Source organism: Sphingosinicella humi, assembly GCF_003129465.1.
Lineage (GTDB): Bacteria > Pseudomonadota > Alphaproteobacteria > Sphingomonadales > Sphingomonadaceae > Allosphingosinicella > Allosphingosinicella humi.
On the sequence record NZ_QFFF01000001.1, the window covers coordinates 1,985,827 to 2,003,928 of the forward strand.

Here is an 18,102-nt window from a genome sequence, read left to right on the forward strand (position 1 = left end):
ACGCTTTAGTGCACGAACCGGGCGACGACGTCGCGATAGGAGCGGCTGACCTTCACCTGGCTGCCGCTGTCGAGCACCAGGAAGCATTCGCCATTGGTGTGCGGCTTCACCTGGCGGACGAGATCCAGGTTGACGATGGTCGAGCGGTGGACGCGCTGGAAGCGGCGCGGGTCGAGGCGTTTTTCCAGGTCCTTCATCGTCTCGCGCAGGATCAGCGTGTTGTCGCCGGTATAGATGCACATATAGTCGCCGGCGGCATCGATCTTCTCGATGGAATCGACGTCGACCCGGAAGATCTGGCCACGGTCCTTGATGTTGATCAGCTTCTCGTAGCGGCTGGAGGCGTGGGCGTCCTCGCCGGTATCGACGCCTTCTATCGCGTCGGGCGCAACCTCGGCGAGCACTTCCTTAAGGCGGCCCACTTCCTCGACGCCGCGCTTTTCGCTGAGGCGCTGGCGGATGCGGTCCATGGTGTCGGCGAGGCGGTCCTCCTCCACCGGCTTCATGAGATAGTCGACCGCCTGCGCCTCGAAGGCGCGGATGGCGTGGTCGGAATAGGCGGTGACGAAGACGAACAGCGGCGGCTCCACCTCCATCAGGCCCTGGATCACGGAGAAGCCGTCGAAGCCGGGCATCTGGATATCTAGGAAAACGAGGTCTGGCTTGTGGGTCTTGATCGCGCGGATCGCCTCGCGGCCGTTGGAGCAGGTGTCCACGACCTCGACATCCTCATGCTTTTCCAGGCGCAATTGCAGCCCCTGGATCGCAAGCGGTTCGTCGTCCACCAGGATCGTGCGGATGGTCATTTCGGCTCCTCAACTTGATAGGGAATTTCGATGATAACCCCAAAGCCCCCCGTAATGTTCGTTTGAGTCTCAAACCGCTGGTCTGCGCCATAGGCTTGCGCCAGACGGTCTCTTATGTTCGCCAGACCGACGCCGGTCGACGTCTGTCCCGGCCTTAGCGCCTGCCCGTCCGCCCCCGGGCCGGTGTCCGAAACGGTGATCACCACCTTGTCACCGACCTTCCTGGCCTCGACCGCGATATCGGCACCTTCCTCCTGCGGTGTCACCGCATATTTGATCGCATTCTCGACCAGCGGCTGGAGCAGGAGGGATGGCAAACGCGCACGCGCCACCGCCGGATCGATGTTGAACCGCGGCCGCAGCCGCTCCTCGAAGCGCATCTTCTCTATTTCGAGATAGAGCTTCAGAGTTTCAACCTCTTGCGCCACCGTCACCGATCCCGTCGGCTCGTTGACGAGCGTATAGCGCAGAAAGGAGGAGAGGCGGGAGAGCATCGCATTCGCCCTGTCCGTCTGTTTCAGCAGCACCAGGGTCGAGATCGAGTTCAAGGTGTTGAACAGGAAGTGCGGATTGAGCTGGTAGCGCAGCATGGCGAGCTGTGCCGCGCTCGCCTGATGCTCCAGCCGCAGCAGCTGGTCGGTCTGCTCTTCCAGCAGAAGATAATAGTTGATCCCGTAATAAAGCGCGGACCAGGCGGCGAGGAGCGAGAAATCGAGCAGGATGGCGCCGAGGAACTCGACGCCTTGCGGCCGGGTGCCGGGCCTCAGGAAGGTGGCGTGGCTCCAGGTCTCGATCGCGGAGAAACCGGCCGAGGCGATGAGCACGAGGGTGATCGACACCGCCCAGGTGATGATCGGCCTCAGCTTGATGAGGCGCCGGAAGGCGGCGGACATGAGCAGCGTGATCGAGTAGCCGGTCGCGGTCAGCAATGCCGTGTGGATGATGAAGGTGAACCCCATCGCATTGGCGATGCCGGAGAGCGCGCGCAGGATGAAATAGCCCGCCCAGCCCGCCGACTGCAGCGTCCAGAAGGCGCGGTTCTTGTCGGCGAAGAAGGGCTGCTGTTGGAGCCCGAAAGGCTTCGGCCGCTTTGCCGCGTCGCCGCCCAGGGGCGGGGCGGTCAGGGGGAAAGGTTCAGTCGCCACTGCCTTTTGCTTTACTCGGCAAAACGAGCATCGACCAGTCGCCAGCGTCCGTGACATGCTGCGCGACCGCCGCGCGCACGTCTTCCGGCGTCATCTCCTCATAGTGGGACAGGAAGTCGCGGGTCTGGTCGATCAGCTCGGGATGCCGGAGCCAATTCTCCATCGCATTCAGCCAATAGGCGTTGGTCCTGAGGCGCCGTTGGATGCCGCTGAGGATCGGATTCTGGGCCCGCGCGAACTCCTCGGGCGAGGCGGGCTTGGCGGCCATGTCGGCAACGATCTCCCGCGCGACGCGAAAGAAGGTGTCGACGCTCTCCGGGCTGATCGCCGAAGCCGCGTAGAAGATGCCCCAGTCCGGAAAGCTTTCCGACGTGCTGGAGGCGGCATTGGGCGAGTAGCTCGCGCCTTCGATCACGCGCAGCCGTTCGTAGAGCCGCACCTCGAACATGTTGGCGGCCATGCTCAGCGCCCGTCGCTGCTTGATATTGGCGGTGCCGCCGAAGGTGTTCCAGCCGATGATCGCATAGGCTTCGTCCGCGGCTCCGTTATGGGTGAAGACGGTCGGCTCCCGGCTGGGCTCCGGCGGACGAACGCTGAGCGAGTCCTCGGGAGCCTCGACCGGCGCACGCGCCGGCAGGGCGGCGACGCTGGCTTTCATCGCGGCCACGGTCGTCTCGAGGTCGACGTCGCCGACGACGATCGCATGGATCGGCCCCCGTGCCAGGAGGGGCGTGAAAAAGGCCTGGAATTCGTCGGCCGTGGCCGAGGCGATCGCCTCTCGGCTTACCGGAGTCCAGCGGGCATCGTCGCCACGGCTGAACGAGGGGAATTCGCGAGTCGCCCGGGCCGAGGCCGACGCGAAGTGTAGATCGTAGCTTTCAAGCCCGCTCGCCTGGTAGCGGGCGAACAGGGAATCGTCCCAGCGGGGATGGGCCAATTTGGCGGCGAGCAGCCGCAGCTGATCGGGAAGGTCCGTGCCGTTGGTCTGGCCGGCAAGCACCAGCGCGTCCTCGGCCACGCCGAAGCTCATCGCCATCTTGCGGCCGGTCAGCAGCCGCTCCATCGCGTCGAGATCGAGATCGCCTATGCCCGAGGCGCCGACGATCCCGTCGAGCCAGGCGAGCGAGGACTGATCGGCGGGCAGCCCCGAATAACCCCACCCGAAGCGGAGCTGGACGGAGACGGAGCCCTTCTCGAAATCGGTCTGCTTGAAGGTGAGGGTGGAGCCGTTGGCGAAGCGGACGATGGTGACGCCCAGATCCTCGATGGCTTGGCGCGAGACTTCCTCGCCCGGCGGCCCGAGCGGGGGCAGGTCGTCCATGCTTACGTCACGCCCCTCCACCCGTTCGGCCGGCGGAACCCCTTCAGCGGCGGCGAGGGCCGCTTCGGCCGCCTCGACGCTTGTCGCCTGGGGCGCGACGAGCATCAGCTTGGGTCCGATGCCTTCGAACAGCTCGCGGGTCGCGGCTGCCACCAACTCCGGCGTGATTTGCGGCGTCAGCTCGTCAAGGATGGCGAGCGCGGTTTCGGGGCTCGCGACGATGCTGTTGTTGTTGACGGCAGTCACCAGTTGCTCCGCCCATTGCTGCGATCGCACCGTGGAGGCACCGGTGACGGAGGACGTCGCGGCGGTTTCCACATTGTCGATCTCGCGGGCGATCTCGGCTTCGCTGGGCGGCGCCCGCAGCGCGTCGTTGATGATGGCGAAGACTTCGTTCAGCGCCTCCTGCCAATGGCCGTTGCGGGCAGTGATGTTGAGCTGGGTGAGATCGGCGATGTGGGTCGAGCGCGTCTCCCCCGTGGCGGCGCGGAGGAAGGAGGCGCCTTCGCGCGCCTTCGTCTCCAGCCGGCGGTTGACAATGCGGGCCGCGATCGAGCGGGCGAGATCGGTCTTCTCCCGGGCCTTGGTGTTGGGGAGCACTTCATAGGGTCGCAGCCAGAGCAGCGTGGCGCTGTGCGGCGCGCCCGGATAGGCGAGGGCGGCGGCGCGGCGCTCCGATGAGGCGATGGCGCCATAGTCCGGCTCCTCGGGCGCCGGCATGCTCGCCTGCCAGGGGCCGAAATGCTTGGCGATCAGCTTTTCCATCAGCTCCGGATCGGCGTCGCCGACCATGATCACCGTCGTCAGCTCCGGCCGGTACCAGCGTTCGTAGAAGGTCTTGAGCCCGTCGGCGGTCGCGCCCTTCAAGGTCGCGTCGGTGCCGATCGTATCGCGTGTCGCGATCTTGAGGCCGGCATAGAAGAGCGGCCAGCTTTCCTCCAGCATCCGGGTGGTGAGTTCGGGCCGCCGCCCTTTCTCCGCCAGGATCACCCGCCGTTCGGCCTCGACCGTGGCGGGATCGAACAGGGCGGTGTCGACCATGTCGGACAGGACATCGAGGCTGAGGTCGATCTCCTGCGGGTCGGCGCCGGGGAGGTCGAGCTTGTAGACCGTCTGGGTGGCGCTGGTCGACGCATTGGTGTCGCTGCCGAAGCTGGCGCCCAGTTTCTGCCAGGTCTCGCGCGCCTCGCCGTCGCCGAAGCCCTCGGTGCCGCGAAAGGCCATATGCTCGACGAAATGGGCCCAGCCGCGCTGATGATCCTCCTCGTTGAGCGAACCCGCGTCGATCCTGACGCGGATCGAGACCTGCTCGTCGGGCAGCGCATTCTGCCGCACTGCGTAGCGAACGCCGTTGGGAAGGGTGCCGAAGGTCCAGGCTTCGTCGCGTGGAATGTCGCTGCCGCGATAGAGCCAGTCCGGGTCGCCGGCGGCGTGGGCCGGGACGGTGACGAGGATGAGGAGAAGGGCGAGCAGGCAGCGCTGAAGAAAGGGCATCGGGTCCTGACTAAGATGGCGCGGGGTGTGGGAGCAGGCGGCGATCTCCTTTCCGTTCCAGTCGCTTGACTCTGGATGAACAGGAGGAACATAAAGAGAACAAGTGAGTCTTTGGAGTCGTTATGCCCGGTCCTTCGCCAACCCGAAACCCACATCTGGCGGCTCTGCGCGCCGAAGTGCGGGCGATCGAGGCGGCGGGGCGGCGGAAGGAGCGGGGATGCCTGCCTTTTGACGTGGAGGCGATGGACCGGCGGCTGGACGGTGGCGGACTGGCGATCGCGGCGCTCCATGAGATGACGGGCGAGCGTCCCGGACTTTCCGACGACGCGGCCGCGACCCTGTTCGCGGCCGGTATCGCGGCGCGGCTGCCGGGGGCGGTGCTCTGGACCTTGGCACGCCGCGACCTCTTCGCGCCGGGGTTGATGCAGGCGGGCCTGCCGCCGGACCGGGTGCTCTATGCCGAGGCGCGGAGCGACGAGGAGGTGCTGGCGGTGATGGAGGAGGGGCTGCGCCATGGCGGCCTCGCCGCGGTGGTGGGGGAAATCGCCCGCGTCTCCATGGCCTCGACCCGGCGGCTGCAGCTGGCGGCGGAGGAGGGCGGCACCACCGCTCTGATGCTGAAGCGCTGGCGCAAGGCGGAGGAGGACCCGCTGGGCATCCCGTCGGCCGCCATGACCCGCTGGCGCATCGCCTGCGTGCCGGGCGCCGAACTGCCGGTGGAGGAGGGGGTCGGCCGCGCCCGCTGGCGCCTCACCCTCGCCCGCCAGCGCGGCGGCCAAGCTTTTGAATGGATCATGGAGGCAACAGATGCCGAGGGTCGCCTCGCTCTACCTGCCGAACTTCGCGACCGACAGACTGCGGCGGCTGGACGGCTGGCAGCCTAATTCCTCCCCATCGCAACGCGATGGGGAGGGGGACCATGCGCAGCATGGTGGAGGGGTAAATGTCGAGGCCTCGCCAGTTATTCCAAGCTCCGCAGGATTCCCCTCCTCAGCCAAGGCTGGGGAGGAATTGGGCAAGCGCATCGCCGATTGCTCCTGTCCGCGTGGCGGCGGCTGGCGCCCCGGCGCGCGGTGGGCGCGGCAGGAAAATGCTCCGTCGCAGCCGCAGCCGAAAGGGATTGCCCAACCCGCCACAGCTCCCCTGATCACCACTCACCGCGTCGGCAACCGCATCGAGGTCGCCGCCGCCTGTCCGGCCGCCCAGGCGCTCGGTCTCCACGCCGGCATGCCGCTGACGCAGGCGCGCATCCTAGTGCCGGGCCTGGATGTCCGCGAGGCCGAACCCGGCGCCGACGCCGCCTTTCTCACCCGTCTCGCCTTGCTTGCGGCGCGTCGCTGGACACCGCGCGCCGCCGTTTCCGGCGCGGACGGTCTCTGGCTCGATCTGACAGGCGTCACGCATCTCTTCGGCGGCGAACGGCGGATGGCCGAGCGCATCCTCGTCTTCTGCGCGCGCCTCGGCTTCACCGCCCGCATCGCCGTCGCCGACAATTATGGCGCCGCCCATGCCCTGGCCCGGCATGGCAGCGACGCCATCCTGCTCTGTCCGCCGGGAAAGGCGGCTGAGGCCATCGCGTCTCTTCCCTTGGCGGCTCTTCGGATCGACGAGGAGGTGATCGCGCCCGCGCGCCGCCTTGGTATCGAACGGATCGGCGACATCATGGCCATGCCCGCCGCGCCCCTCGTTCGCCGCTTCGGACAAGGATTGCTCACCCGCCTGCACCAGGCGCTGGGGCGGGGGAGCGAAGCGTTCGAACCCATCGTTCCCGCTGACCCACCCCAAGCCATGCTCCGCCTCGTCGAACCGATCGCCACGGCGGAAGCGATCGAGCAGGTGCTGGCCGACCTGATGACGGCCCTCATCCGCACCCTGGAGGAGGAAGGTCTCGCCGCCCGCACCCTGACGCTCGCCTGCCTCCGGGTCGATGGCAGCGAGCAGCGCCTGCCGATCGGCACCGCCCGCGCTACCCGCGACGCCGCGCATCTCAGGCGCCTGTTCGCCATGAAGATCGAGAGGATCGAACCCGGTTTCGGCATCGAGGCCATGCGCCTCGTCGCCACCCGCTGCGAGCCTCTGGGCCCCGTGCCGATCGCGAGCCTCTTGGCAAGCGAGAAGCCTGAGCCCGATCTCGTTCCCTTGATCGACCGTCTCGCCGGCCGTCTCGGCGCTTGCCATCTCTATCGCTTCAGCGCCGTCGAAAGCGATGTTCCCGAACGCAGCGTCCATCGCCTCTCGCCGGTGGAATCCCCGGCAAACTGGCCGAAATGGCCTCGCCCCGTGCGGCTGCTCCCGCGCGCCGAGCCGGTCGAGAATGTGGTCGCCCTGCTTCCTGACGGTCCGCCCCGCCGCTTCACCTGGCGGGGACGAATGCACAGCATCCGCCGCGCCGACGGCCCCGAGCGCATCCATGGCGAATGGTGGCGCCGCACCGCCGAAGCGGAAGCGGTGCGCGACTATTTCCAGGTGGAGGATGAAGAAGGCGCCCGCTTCTGGCTCTACCGCCGCGGCGACGGCCTCGATCCGCGCACCGGCAATCTCGGCTGGTGGCTGCAGGGGGTGTTCGGGTGACCTACGTCGAGCTCCAGGTCGCGACGCACTTCAGTTTCCTCCGTGGCGTTTCGAGCACGGAGGAATTGTTCGCCGCCGCTCGCCTGCTCGGCCACTCCGCGATCGGGATTACCGATCGCAACACGGTGGGGGGGCTCGTCAAGGCGCTCAAAGCCGGAGAGGAAACGGGCGTGCATCTCGTCGCCGGCTGCCGCCTCGATTTGATGGATGGATCATCGTTGCTGGTCTGGCCTGAGGACCGCGCCGGCTGGTCCCGCCTCACTCGCCTCCTTACTCTCGGCAAGAGCCGCATCGACTGCAAAAAGGGCGAGAAGGGCCAGTGCTTCCTCCATTGGGAAGATGTCGCCGCCTGGAGTCAAGGGCTGGTCGCGGCGCTGATTCCGGAAGAAGCCGACGCGGTCGCCGAGACAGCGCTCGCTCAAACGGCCGACATATTCGGCGATCGCGCCTATCTCGCATTGACGCATCGACGCCGCCCGGGAGAAGCGGCGCGCTTCCATGCGCTCGACCTCCTCGTCCGGCGTTACGGCCTGCGCGGCCTCGCGACGGGCGATGTCCTCTACGATTCTCCCGACAAGCGCATGTTGCAGGACGTCGTCACCGCTATCCGCCACAAATGCACGATCGACGAACTGGGCTTCCGCAGGGAACGCTATGCCGATCGTCATCTCAAAAGCCCGGCAGAGATGGAACGGCGCTTCAAACATTATCCCGATGCCGTTCGCGCCACAGCCGACATCGCCGAACGCTGCACTTTCTCCCTGCGTGAGCTGAGTTACCAATATCCCGACGAAATCGTCCTGTCGGGCCGCACGCCGCAGGATGCGCTGGCACAGCTGACCCGAACGGCGCTCGCGGACAAATTCCCCGAAGGCCCGCCGAAAAATTATTCGGACCTGCTGGAGCATGAGCTGCGACTCGTCGATAAGTGTCGCTACGCGCCCTATTTTTTGACCGTCAATTCGATCGTCCAATTCGCCCGCAGCCAGCACATACTCTGTCAGGGACGGGGATCGGCGGCCAATTCGATGATCTGTTATGTTCTCGGTATCACCTCGATCGATCCGGTCGAGCATAAATTGCTGTTCGAACGCTTCATTTCCGAAAGCCGGGACGAGCCGCCCGATATCGATGTCGATTTCGAGCATGAACGGCGCGAAGAAGTGATCCAATGGATCTACGAGACCTATGGTCATCGGCATGCCGCGCTGGCGGCCGTGGTCAGCCGCTATCGGACCCGAGGGGCAGTCCGTGAGATCGGCAAGGCGCTGGGCCTCCCGGAAGACCTGACGAGCGTCTTGTCCGGACAGGTGTGGGGATGGTCCAACGAGGGCGTCGCCGAACGCCATGTCGATGAAATCGGGCTCGACAGGGCCGATCCGCGCCTGGAGCTGACACTCCAGCTTACACGCCAGCTGGTCGGCACGCCCCGCCATCTCAGCCAGCATCCCGGCGGTTTCGTGCTCACCCGCGACCGTCTCGACGATCTCGTTCCCATCGAACCCGCGACGATGAAGGATCGAAGAGTTGTCGAATGGGAAAAGGATGATCTTGAAGAGCTGAAGATCATGAAGGTCGATGTGCTCGGTCTCGGCATGCTGGCCTGCATGCGCCGTGCCTTCGATCTCCTCGCCGATCACAAGGGGCCGCGTCTCACCCTTTCATCCGAGGAGATGCAGAAGGACGATCCCAAGGTATTCGAGATGATCTCCAGGGCCGACACGATCGGCGTTTTCCAGATCGAAAGCCGGGCCCAGATGTCGATGCTGCCCCGTCTCCGTCCGAAGGATTTCTACGACATCGTCATTCAGGTGGCGATCGTCCGTCCCGGTCCCATCCAGGGAGACATGGTGCATCCTTATCTGCGCCGTCGGGAGGGAAAGGAGGTGCCGGAATATCCCAAGCCCGAAATGGAGGCGCTGCTCAAGAAGACATTGGGTGTGCCGCTCTTTCAGGAACAGGCAATGAAGGTCGCGATCGAGGGAGCGAACTTCACCCCGGCGGAGGCCGATGCGCTGCGTCGGTCTATGGCTACCTTCAAATCGACCGGCGGCGTCGGCAAGTTTCGCGACAAAATGATCGATGGCATGCTCGCCAACGGCTACACGCGCGACTTCGCGGAACGCACCTTCAAGCAGATCGAAGGGTTCGGCAGCTACGGCTTTCCCGAAAGCCATGCCGCGAGCTTCGCCAAGATCGCCTACGCCTCATCCTGGATGAAATGCCACCATCCGGACATATTCTGCGCGGCTCTGCTCAACGCGCAGCCAATGGGCTTCTACCAACCCGCCCAGATCGTCCGCGATGCGCGCGAGCATGGCGTGGAGGTGCGGCCGGTCTGCATCAATGCCAGCCGCTGGGATTGTACGCTGGAGGCGGGGGAGGGGCTGCTGCCGCTTCGCCTCGGGCTTCGTATGGTGCGGGGGCTGGCAAACAATCATGCCGCCACGATCATCACTGTCCGGGGCGACGGGCCCTTCACCTCTATAGAGAATGTCTGGCTCCGTTCCGGCGTTCCGGTGGCGGCGCTGGAGAAGCTGGCGGATGCCGATGCCTTCGTCTGTTTCGGGCTGAGCCGGCGGCAGGCGCTGTGGCAGGTGCGCGGATTGGGGCAGGCGCGGTTGCCCTTGTTCGCCGCGGCCGATGCCCGTGAGGCCAACCGCGAGCCCGAGGTCGCGCTGAGCCCGATGATGGAAGGGCGGGAGGTGGTCGAGGATTATCGCACCGTCCAGCTTTCGCTTCGCGCCCATCCGCTGAGCTTCCTTCGCGACGAGCTGGACCGCCGCCGCATCACCCGCGCGGCCGATCTCGTCCGGCTCAAGGACGGCAGCAAGGTCGAGGTGGCGGGGATCGTGCTCATCCGCCAGAAGCCCGGCAAGGGCAATGTCACCTTCATCACCCTGGAGGACGAGACCGGCATCGCCAACGCCATCCTTTGGCAACGCATCTTCGACACGCACCGGCGGATCGTCATGTCCGCCCCGATGATCGGCGTGAAAGGCACGCTCCAGAAGGAAGGCGATGTCATCCATATCGTCAGCGACCGCCTGGAGGATCTGACCCCTCTCCTCCGTTCCGTCGGCGAACGCGATTTCCCGCATCGCCACGGTCCCGGCGACGGCGCCACGCACGGGAGCAGCGACCGCCGCATGGGCCGGACCCAGGATCCGCCGATCAGGCTCAAGAGCCGCAACTTCCATTAGCGGTTCACCGCACTGGACAATCCCCCTGGCGCCCGCTTAGCTCCACCCATTAATTCCTTTCCGAAGGTTTCCAGCCCGATGCGTCACGCCTATCTGCTGCTCCTGCCTCTCCTCACTCTCGCCGGAACCCAAGCCCCCGCCATGCAAGCCACTCAAGCCGCGACCGCCGCCAATCCCGAATTCGATTATCCGGCGACGTCGCGTCAGGACCTCGTCGAGACGCATTTCGGCGTCGAGGTGGCCGATCCCTATCGCTGGCTCGAGAACGATGTGCGCGAGGATAGCCAGGTGCGCGACTGGGTGACGGCGCAGAATGTAGTCACCGACGCCTATCTTGGGACGCTTCCCGGCCGCGACGCCTTCAAAACGCGGATCACCCAGCTTTACGATTATGAGCGCTTCGGCATTCCCGAGAAGAAGGGCGGCCGTTATTTCTACACGCGCAATGACGGACTCCAGAACCAGTCCGTCCTCTATGTCCGCGAGGCGCTGAACGGCGAGCCGCGGCTGCTGATCGACCCGAACAGCTGGTCCAAGGATGGCGCGACCGCGCTCGCCGAATGGGTGCCCTCGGAAGACGGCCAGAAGCTCCTCTATTCGGTACAGGACGGCGGCACCGACTGGCGGACCGTGAAGGTGCTCGACGTCGCCACCGGCCAGCTGCTTCCCGACACGGTGGAATGGGTCAAATTCTCCAATCTCGCCTGGGCCAAGGACGGCTCGGGCTTCTACTATTCGCGCTTCCCCGAACCCAAGGAAGGCGAGAAGTTTCAGGCGCTGAACACCGATCAGGCGATCTACTTCCACCGTCTCGGCACCGCGCAATCCGACGATGTGAAGATCTACGCGACGCCCGACCAGCCCAAGCGCGGCCATTTCGCCGAGGTGTCCGACGACGGACGCTGGCTGATCGTCACCACCTCCGAAGGCACAGACGACAAATATGCCATCACGCTGATCGACCTTTCCAAGGCCGGTGCCGAGCCCCACAAGCTGATCGAGCGGCTGGAGAATAACTGGTCCTACATCGGCAACCAGGGATCGACCTTCTATTTCGCCACCAACAAGGATGCGCCGCGCCTGCGGGTGGTTACGCTCGACGTGGCGCAGCCAAACCCGACACCGGTCGAGATCGTCGCCGAAGACAAGGCCACGCTGGACGGCGCCTCGATCGTCGGCGGCACGCTCATCGCCTCCTATCTGGTCGACGCCAAGACGGAGGTCCGGCGTTTCGCCCTCGACGGGACGCCCAAGGGCACGGTCAGCCTTCCCGGCATCGGAACGGCGATGGGCTTCGATGGGGATAAGGGGGATTCGGAGACTTTCTTCGCCTTCACCAGCTTCGCCACGCCGACGACCATCTACCGCTATGACGTCGCGACCGGCGAGGCCACGCCCTGGGCGCAGCCGGAGCTGAAATTCGATCCCGCTTCCTTCGACGTCAGCCAGCATTTCTACACGTCGAAGGACGGCACGCGCGTGCCGATGTTCGTCGTGAAGAAGAAGGGCGTCACCGGTCCGGCGCCGACGCTGCTCTATGGCTATGGCGGCTTCAACGTCTCGCTGACGCCGAGCTATTCGGCGACGCGGATCGCCTGGGTGGAGCAGGGCGGCGTGCTCGCCGTCGCCAATCTCCGCGGCGGCGGCGAATATGGCAAGGCCTGGCACGATGCCGGCCGGCTGGGCAACAAGCAGAACGTCTTCGACGACTTCATCGCCGCCGGCGAATATCTGATCGCCCAGGGGATTACGGGGAAGGACCAGCTGGCTATCCAGGGCGGCTCCAATGGCGGTCTGTTGGTCGGCGCCGTGGTGAACCAGCGGCCCGACCTCTTCGCCGCCGCGCTGCCGGCCGTGGGCGTGATGGACATGCTTCGCTTCGATCGCTTCACCGCCGGCCGCTACTGGGTCGACGATTACGGTCATCCGAGCGAAGAGGCGGACTTCAAATATCTGCTCGGCTACTCGCCCTATCACAATATCGATTCGGACGTGGACTATCCGCCGGTGCTGGTGACGACCGCCGACACCGACGATCGCGTCGTGCCCGGCCACAGCTTCAAATATGTCGCGGCCATGCAGCATGCCGATCCCGAAGGCGCGCCGCACCTCATCCGCATCGAGACCCGCGCCGGCCACGGCTCGGGGAAGCCCACGGACAAGATCATCGAGGAATATTCCGACATGTGGGCGTTCATCGCCCGCCATACCGGTCTCGATGTGGAGGGAACGGCCGAGACCTCGGCGCCGTAGGGCCGCACCGCCTCCGGAACGAAAGAGGGGTCGCTTTTGTTGTCTCCCCGAACAGGGGGCGGAAGAGGGCCGACGTACTCATCGTATGGCGCACACTTCCGCTTCTCACGAAGGGAGTTTGAGTCATGCGTAATGGAATGATGGGAATCGTACTGGCCGCAGGCCTGTCGCTCGGCGCCTGCACCACCTACGATCGCTACGGTTACGACAATAATCGCGACATTCGGGACGCGGCCACGGGGGCCGCTGTCGGCGCCGCAGTCGGTGCCGGCGTCGGCGCCGTCGTCGACGGGTTGGACCCGCTCGAAGGCGCGGCCGGCGGCGCGGTGATCGGTGGCATCGTCGGCGCGATCGCCAGCGACAGCAATCCCGGCTGGTATCGGGACGAGCGCGGCGATTGCTTCTACGTCGACCGTTCCGGCCGGCGCGTCTACGATTACGACCGGCGCTGCTGATAGCAGGCTCTGCCGCGCCTTCGGTTGATTATCGGGCGCGACAGCCGGTAAGCGCCTCCTGGAGCTGTTGAAGGGGGCGAACGTTGTCATCGGCGGGAAAACTAGCCGGTCTCGTGCCGGGATTGCTGTTGTGCGGGGTCGTCGTTCTCGCCGCCGCAGGGCTAGAGGCCGTCGAAATCCATCTGTTCGGGCGCGCCTGGATCGACGCGCTTGTCCTCGCCATTCTGGTCGGCACAGCCATCCGGTCGGTGTGGACGCCCGGCGATGTGTGGCAGCCCGGGATCGACCTCAGCGCCAAATTCCTGCTCGAGGTCGCCGTCGTCCTGCTCGGCGCCACCTTGAGCGCGAGCGCCCTCGCCGCCGCCGGATGGGTCCTGCTGCTCGGCATCGCCCTCGTCGTCGCGCTGTCCTTGGCCGCGAGCTATGGACTCGGAAGGCTGTTCGGTCTGCCGCGCCGGATGGCGGTGTTGATTGCCTGCGGCAACTCCATCTGCGGCAATTCGGCGATCGCGGCGGTGGCTCCCGTCATAGGCGCGGAGAGCCGGGACGTCGCCGCCTCCATCGCCTTCACCGCCGTGCTGGGCGTGGCTGTGGTCCTGCTCCTCCCCTTCATCGCGCTTTTCCTTGGAATGGAAGCCGAAGCCTATGGCGTCCTCGCCGGCCTCACCGTCTATGCCGTTCCGCAGGTGCTCGCGGCGACGGCGCCGATAAGCTCGCTCTCGGCGCAGGTCGGCACGATGGTGAAGCTGGTCCGGGTCTTGATGCTCGGCCCCGTCGTCCTTTGCTTGTCGCTGCTTCGGGCGCGGCTGCATGAGACGGGCGATCGCGACGACGCGCAGCCGCGTCGAACCAGGCCGCGGCCGCACCAGTTGCTGCCGTGGTTCATCGTCGGATTCCTGCTTCTCGCGGCTGCCCGGGCCGCGGGAGCGGTGCCCGAGATCGCACTCGCGCCGCTGTCGACGCTCGCTACCTGGCTGACGATCCTGGCGATGGCGGCCCTCGGCCTCGGAGTCGACGTCCGCACGGTGGCGAAAGCCGGCGGGAGGATCGCCAGCGTGGTAACGCTTTCGCTCCTCCTCCTCGGAGTCGTGGCGTGGCTCCTGATCGGGGCCCTGGGAATCGCCTAGGCGGCCAGCATCTCGTCGGCCACGCCTGCGATCTGGTGCTCGACGACGCAGGTGAGGTTCAGTGAATTGCGCCCGCCGCGGTCGTTGGCGTCGGCATAGGCGATGACGCGATCACTTTGCGGAATGGTTCCCCTTGGGGCACGGTCCGTGGGGAGGGCATAATGCTTGTCGAACTCGCCCGGCGCGGTCGAGGCGACGATGCGGCCGCCATGCTCCATGATGCGGATGGTGGCGCCGCGTATTTCCTTGTCGGCCGCCGCGACCTGGGTCTGGAGCTGCTCCGCCGCGTTCCGTTCCCAGTCATATTCGAGGTACAGGCAGCCTTCGGCAGGCTGCCCGTCATTCTCGAGCGAGCGGATGCCGCAGGCGAAGATCAGCACCTGCCTGCCCGCCGAATAGGGATTCTCCCACACCGCGTCGGTGAACCAGTCGTCGACCGAGCGGCTTTCGATCACCTTGGCGAACTGCGGCTCGCCGCCGACATCGACGCCGAGGAGAGCGCTGCGGGGATCGGCCGAGCCGATCACCTTGCCCGATCGCGTCGCGAACAGGGCGTTCAGATAATAAGGCGAGAAACGCATCGCCGCCCGCAGCCGGTCCTCCGCCCTTGAAACCTTCTCACGATTCTCGGGATCGCGGATGGCGGCGATGATCGCTTCGTCGGTGGCCAGGATGCGAATGTCGGTGCTGCGCGAATAGACGGCGCGCGCGAAGGTCTGCACGGTCGCGGAGGCGAATTCGGCAAGCCGGCTGCCCTCGATGTCGTCGACCAGGCTGTCGGCGATGGCCGAGCCGGTCTTGAGGCGGTCTATCACCAGCGCGCGGAAATCGTGGGAAGCCGCCCGGGCCTGGCCGGCGAGCGCCTTCACTTCCTGGGCGACGACGGCGAATCCCCGTCCGGCCTCGCCGGAGCGCGCGGCCTCGATCGTGGCGTTGAGCGCGAGGAAGTTGGTCTGCTTCGCGATCCGCTCGGTGGCGGCGGCGAAACGGCCCACTTCACTCTCCAACTGATCCATCAGCGCCTTGATTCGTCTCGGCATTTATCCGCCCGTCCGTTGGTGTCCGCTCCAGCTAGGGCGGAAAGGGCTAAGGCTGGGTTAACCAGTGGAAAAAGCTGAACATGAGGCGACAAATGAGTTCAGCGGAAGGTCATGGCGGCCTTGATACAAGAGGGGCAAGCTCATGATTTATGGGCGGTTTTTTGAATGGAGGTTTGCCATGAGGAAATTTTCCAAAATCTTGACGGGCGCCGCCGCAGCCGCCCTCGTCACCCTTACCGCTGCCGCGCCGGCCCAGGCCCAGTGGCGTCATTACGATCGGGATAACGGCATCGACATTGGCGATATCGCCGCGGGTGTCGCGATCATCGGCGGCGCCGCGCTCGCGATCGACGCGCTCACCAAGAACGATCGCTATGACCGCTACGATCGCTATGGCCGTACTTATGGCGGCTATTATGACGGCTACGGCTATCGCGACGCCTATTACGGGCCGCAGGCCTCGGTGAACGCCTGTGCCCGCACCGCGCAGCGTTATGGCGCGCGGGTGGAGATCACCGACGTCGATCGCCGCGGCTATAACGGCTACCGCGTGCGCGGCCGGACCTACGTCCGCGATTATAACTATGGCCGCTGGGGCCGCGGCTACGATTACGACCGCGAGTCCTTCACCTGCTATGCGGAGAACGGCCGGGTCTATGATTTCCGCATCTGACGGCGTGTAGCGTAATTTCCGTCAGCTTGCTGGACAGGGATGCGCGCGGGTCTTAGGGCTCGCGCGCATCTTTTTTTGCGCGCGGAAGTCCCCCGAATCCATGACCGTCCAGCCCAGCGATTCCATCCTTATCGTCGATTTCGGAAGCCAGGTGACCCAGCTCATCGCCCGACGGGTGCGCGAGGCGGGGGTCTATAGCGAGATCGCACCGTTCAGCAGCGCGCTTGAAGCGTTCGAGCGGATGAAGCCCAAGGGCATCATTCTCTCCGGCGGTCCGGCCTCGGTGACGACCGAGGACAGCCCGAGAGCGCCCGACGCGCTGTTCGAGGCCGGGGTGCCGATGCTCGGCATCTGCTATGGCCAGCAGCTCATGGCGGAGCAGTTGGGCGGCAAGGTCGTCAACGGCGACCATGCCGAGTTTGGCCGCGCCTTCATCGAAATCAAGGACGAGTGCCCCCTGTTCGACGGTCTCTGGACGACCGGCGAGAAGCACCAGGTCTGGATGAGTCACGGCGACAAGGTCGAGCGGCTTCCAGACGGATTCCGCATCGTCGCCCAGTCGGACGGTGCGCCTTATGCCGCCACCGTCCACGATGGGAAGCGCTTCTACGGCGTCCAGTTCCATCCCGAGGTGGTCCACACCCCCGACGGAGGCAAGCTCATCGCCAATTTCGTCCGCCACGTCTGCGGCCTCGCCGGCGACTGGACGATGGCCGAGTTCCGAGCCACCAAGATCGCCGAAATCCGCGAGCAGGTGGGCGAGGGCAGGGTGATCTGCGGCCTCTCCGGCGGCGTCGACAGCGCCGTGGCCGCGGTGCTGATCCACGAGGCGATCGGCGACCAGCTGACCTGCGTTTTCGTCGATCATGGGCTGATGCGACTCGGCGAGGCCGAGCAGGTCGTCAGCCTCTTCCGAAACCACTATAACATCCCGCTCGTCCATGTGGATGCGGAAACCCTGTTCCTGAGCGGCCTTGCCGGCGTCACCGACCCCGAGGCCAAGCGCAAGTTCATCGGCAAGACCTTCATCGACGTGTTCGAGGAGGAAGCGAAGAAGGTCGGCGGCGCCGATTTCCTCGCCCAAGGCACGCTCTATCCCGACGTCATCGAAAGCGTCAGCTTCACGGGTGGCCCGTCGGTCACGATCAAGAGCCACCACAATGTCGGTGGCCTGCCCGAGCGGATGAACATGAAGCTCGTCGAGCCCTTGCGCGAGCTCTTCAAGGACGAGGTACGCGAGCTCGGCCGCGAGTTGGGGCTGCCCGATGCCTTCGTCGGCCGCCACCCGTTCCCCGGCCCGGGCCTCGCCATCCGCATCCCCGGCGAGGTGACCAAGGAGCGCTGCGATATCCTGCGCAAGGCCGACGCCATCTATCTCGAGGAAATCCGCAACGCGGGCCTCTACGACGCCATCTGGCAGGCCTTCGCCGTGCTGCTGCCGGTGAAGACGGTCGGCGTGATGGGCGATTATCGCACCTATGACAGCGTCTGCGCGCTCCGCGCCGTCACCTCCACCGACGGCATGACAGCGGACATCTACCCCTTCGACGCCGCCTTCCTCAGCCGCTGTGCGACGCGCATCATCAACGAAGTCCGCGGCATAAACCGAGTCGTCTACGACTATACGTCGAAGCCCCCCGGCACCATCGAGTGGGAGTGACGCGCGTGTCTGTGACGATGTTCGGCATCAAGAATTGCGACACGATCAAGAAGGCCCGCGCCTGGCTCGGTGAACGGGGCGTCGCCTACGATTTCCACGACTACAAGGCCGCCGGCATCGATGAGGCGCGGTTGAGGCGTTGGAGCGGGGAGGTCGGCTGGGAGACGCTGTTGAACCGCGCCGGCACCACCTTCCGCAAGCTGCCCGACGCCGAAAAGGCCGGGCTGGACGAAGACAAGGCCGTTGCGCTGATGATCGCACAGCCCTCGATGATCAAGCGGCCCGTGCTGGAGGCGAAGGGCAAGCTGCTGGTCGGCTTCGATCGGGCCCGATACGAAGCGGCTTTCGGCTGAA

General features: G+C 65.6%; 13 protein-coding genes. 9 read left to right on the forward strand and 4 right to left on the reverse strand.

Annotated features, from left to right (window positions below):
* Positions 1-5: 5 nt before the first annotated feature.
* From DF286_RS09930 to DF286_RS09940, 3 genes are read right to left on the reverse strand one after another with little or no spacing between them, the layout of a single operon-like run.
* The gene (locus DF286_RS09930) at positions 6-806 is read right to left on the reverse strand and encodes a LytR/AlgR family response regulator transcription factor (protein WP_109271284.1); all 801 of its coding nucleotides are present in this window, start codon (positions 804-806) and stop codon (positions 6-8) included.
* A complete protein-coding gene (locus tag DF286_RS09935) occupies positions 803-1,951 on the reverse strand; it encodes a sensor histidine kinase (RefSeq protein ID WP_424141245.1) in 1,149 nt (382 codons plus the stop codon). Before DF286_RS09935 ends, DF286_RS09930 begins: the two co-directional genes overlap by 4 nt.
* Positions 1,941-4,766 carry a M16 family metallopeptidase gene (locus tag DF286_RS09940; protein ID WP_109271286.1) on the reverse strand — a complete coding sequence of 942 codons (2,826 nt, stop codon included), beginning with the start codon at positions 4,764-4,766 and terminating at the stop codon, positions 1,941-1,943. Before DF286_RS09940 ends, DF286_RS09935 begins: the two co-directional genes overlap by 11 nt.
* Positions 4,767-4,888: 122 nt before the next feature.
* On the opposite strand from DF286_RS09940, the gene DF286_RS09945 reads away from it, so the two are divergent.
* The 6 genes from DF286_RS09945 to DF286_RS09970 all read left to right on the forward strand — a co-directional run bounded on the left by DF286_RS09945 (position 4,889) and on the right by DF286_RS09970 (position 14,375).
* Positions 4,889-5,650 (forward strand): ImuA family protein, encoded by a 762-nt coding sequence (locus DF286_RS09945; protein ID WP_109271287.1) that lies wholly within the window; start codon positions 4,889-4,891, stop codon positions 5,648-5,650.
* 127 nt (positions 5,651-5,777) lie between these two features.
* Complete coding sequence (locus DF286_RS09950; protein ID WP_341533236.1) at positions 5,778-7,337, forward strand: DUF6504 family protein; 1,560 nt, start codon at positions 5,778-5,780, stop codon at positions 7,335-7,337.
* Positions 7,334-10,540, forward strand: coding sequence for an error-prone DNA polymerase (locus DF286_RS09955; RefSeq protein ID WP_109271289.1), 3,207 nt, complete (start codon positions 7,334-7,336; stop codon positions 10,538-10,540). Before DF286_RS09950 ends, DF286_RS09955 begins: the two co-directional genes overlap by 4 nt.
* A gap of 78 nt (positions 10,541-10,618) precedes the next feature.
* Positions 10,619-12,793, forward strand: a complete 2,175-nt coding sequence (locus tag DF286_RS09960; protein ID WP_109271290.1) for a prolyl oligopeptidase family serine peptidase — start codon at positions 10,619-10,621, stop codon at positions 12,791-12,793.
* A 125-nt stretch (positions 12,794-12,918) separates the two neighbouring features.
* Positions 12,919-13,248 carry a YMGG-like glycine zipper-containing protein gene (locus tag DF286_RS09965; RefSeq protein ID WP_146193596.1) on the forward strand — a complete coding sequence of 110 codons (330 nt, stop codon included), beginning with the start codon at positions 12,919-12,921 and terminating at the stop codon, positions 13,246-13,248.
* Between the two features lie 128 nt (positions 13,249-13,376).
* Positions 13,377-14,375: a YeiH family protein gene (locus DF286_RS09970; protein ID WP_243444793.1), complete on the forward strand. Its 999-nt coding sequence runs from the start codon at positions 13,377-13,379 to the stop codon at positions 14,373-14,375.
* Here DF286_RS09970 and DF286_RS15415 read toward each other — a convergent pair.
* A complete protein-coding gene (locus DF286_RS15415; protein WP_109271293.1) occupies positions 14,372-15,415 on the reverse strand; it encodes a methyl-accepting chemotaxis protein in 1,044 nt (347 codons plus the stop codon). The two genes, DF286_RS09970 and DF286_RS15415, sit on opposite strands and share 4 nt — an antisense overlap.
* A 178-nt stretch (positions 15,416-15,593) precedes the next feature.
* On the opposite strand from DF286_RS15415, the gene DF286_RS09980 reads away from it, so the two are divergent.
* The 3 genes from DF286_RS09980 (at position 15,594) to DF286_RS09990 (ending at position 18,101) form a co-directional block, all read left to right on the forward strand.
* Positions 15,594-16,088, forward strand: coding sequence for a hypothetical protein (locus DF286_RS09980; RefSeq protein ID WP_109271294.1), 495 nt, complete (start codon positions 15,594-15,596; stop codon positions 16,086-16,088).
* A gap of 100 nt (positions 16,089-16,188) precedes the next feature.
* A complete protein-coding gene (gene guaA, locus DF286_RS09985) occupies positions 16,189-17,748 on the forward strand; it encodes a glutamine-hydrolyzing GMP synthase (RefSeq protein ID WP_109271295.1) in 1,560 nt (519 codons plus the stop codon).
* A 5-nt stretch (positions 17,749-17,753) separates the two neighbouring features.
* A complete protein-coding gene (locus DF286_RS09990) occupies positions 17,754-18,101 on the forward strand; it encodes an ArsC family reductase (RefSeq protein WP_170303980.1) in 348 nt (115 codons plus the stop codon).
* The last annotated feature ends 1 nt before the right edge of the window (position 18,102 follow it).

What these genes read in the sequence shown, in the direction of transcription:
- DF286_RS09960 (WP_109271290.1), top strand. Translation starts at nt 10,619, where the DNA reads ATGCGTCACGCCTATCTGCTGCTCCTGCCTCTCCTCACTCTCGCCGGA.
- DF286_RS09930 (WP_109271284.1), bottom strand. Translation starts at nt 806, where the DNA reads ATGACCATCCGCACGATCCTGGTGGACGACGAACCGCTTGCGATCCAG.
- DF286_RS09945 (WP_109271287.1), top strand. Translation starts at nt 4,889, where the DNA reads ATGCCCGGTCCTTCGCCAACCCGAAACCCACATCTGGCGGCTCTGCGC.
- guaA (WP_109271295.1), top strand. Translation starts at nt 16,189, where the DNA reads ATGACCGTCCAGCCCAGCGATTCCATCCTTATCGTCGATTTCGGAAGC.
- DF286_RS09940 (WP_109271286.1), bottom strand. Translation starts at nt 4,766, where the DNA reads ATGCCCTTTCTTCAGCGCTGCCTGCTCGCCCTTCTCCTCATCCTCGTC.
- DF286_RS15415 (WP_109271293.1), bottom strand. Translation starts at nt 15,415, where the DNA reads ATGCCGAGACGAATCAAGGCGCTGATGGATCAGTTGGAGAGTGAAGTG.
- DF286_RS09965 (WP_146193596.1), top strand. Translation starts at nt 12,919, where the DNA reads ATGCGTAATGGAATGATGGGAATCGTACTGGCCGCAGGCCTGTCGCTC.
- DF286_RS09980 (WP_109271294.1), top strand. Translation starts at nt 15,594, where the DNA reads ATGAGGAAATTTTCCAAAATCTTGACGGGCGCCGCCGCAGCCGCCCTC.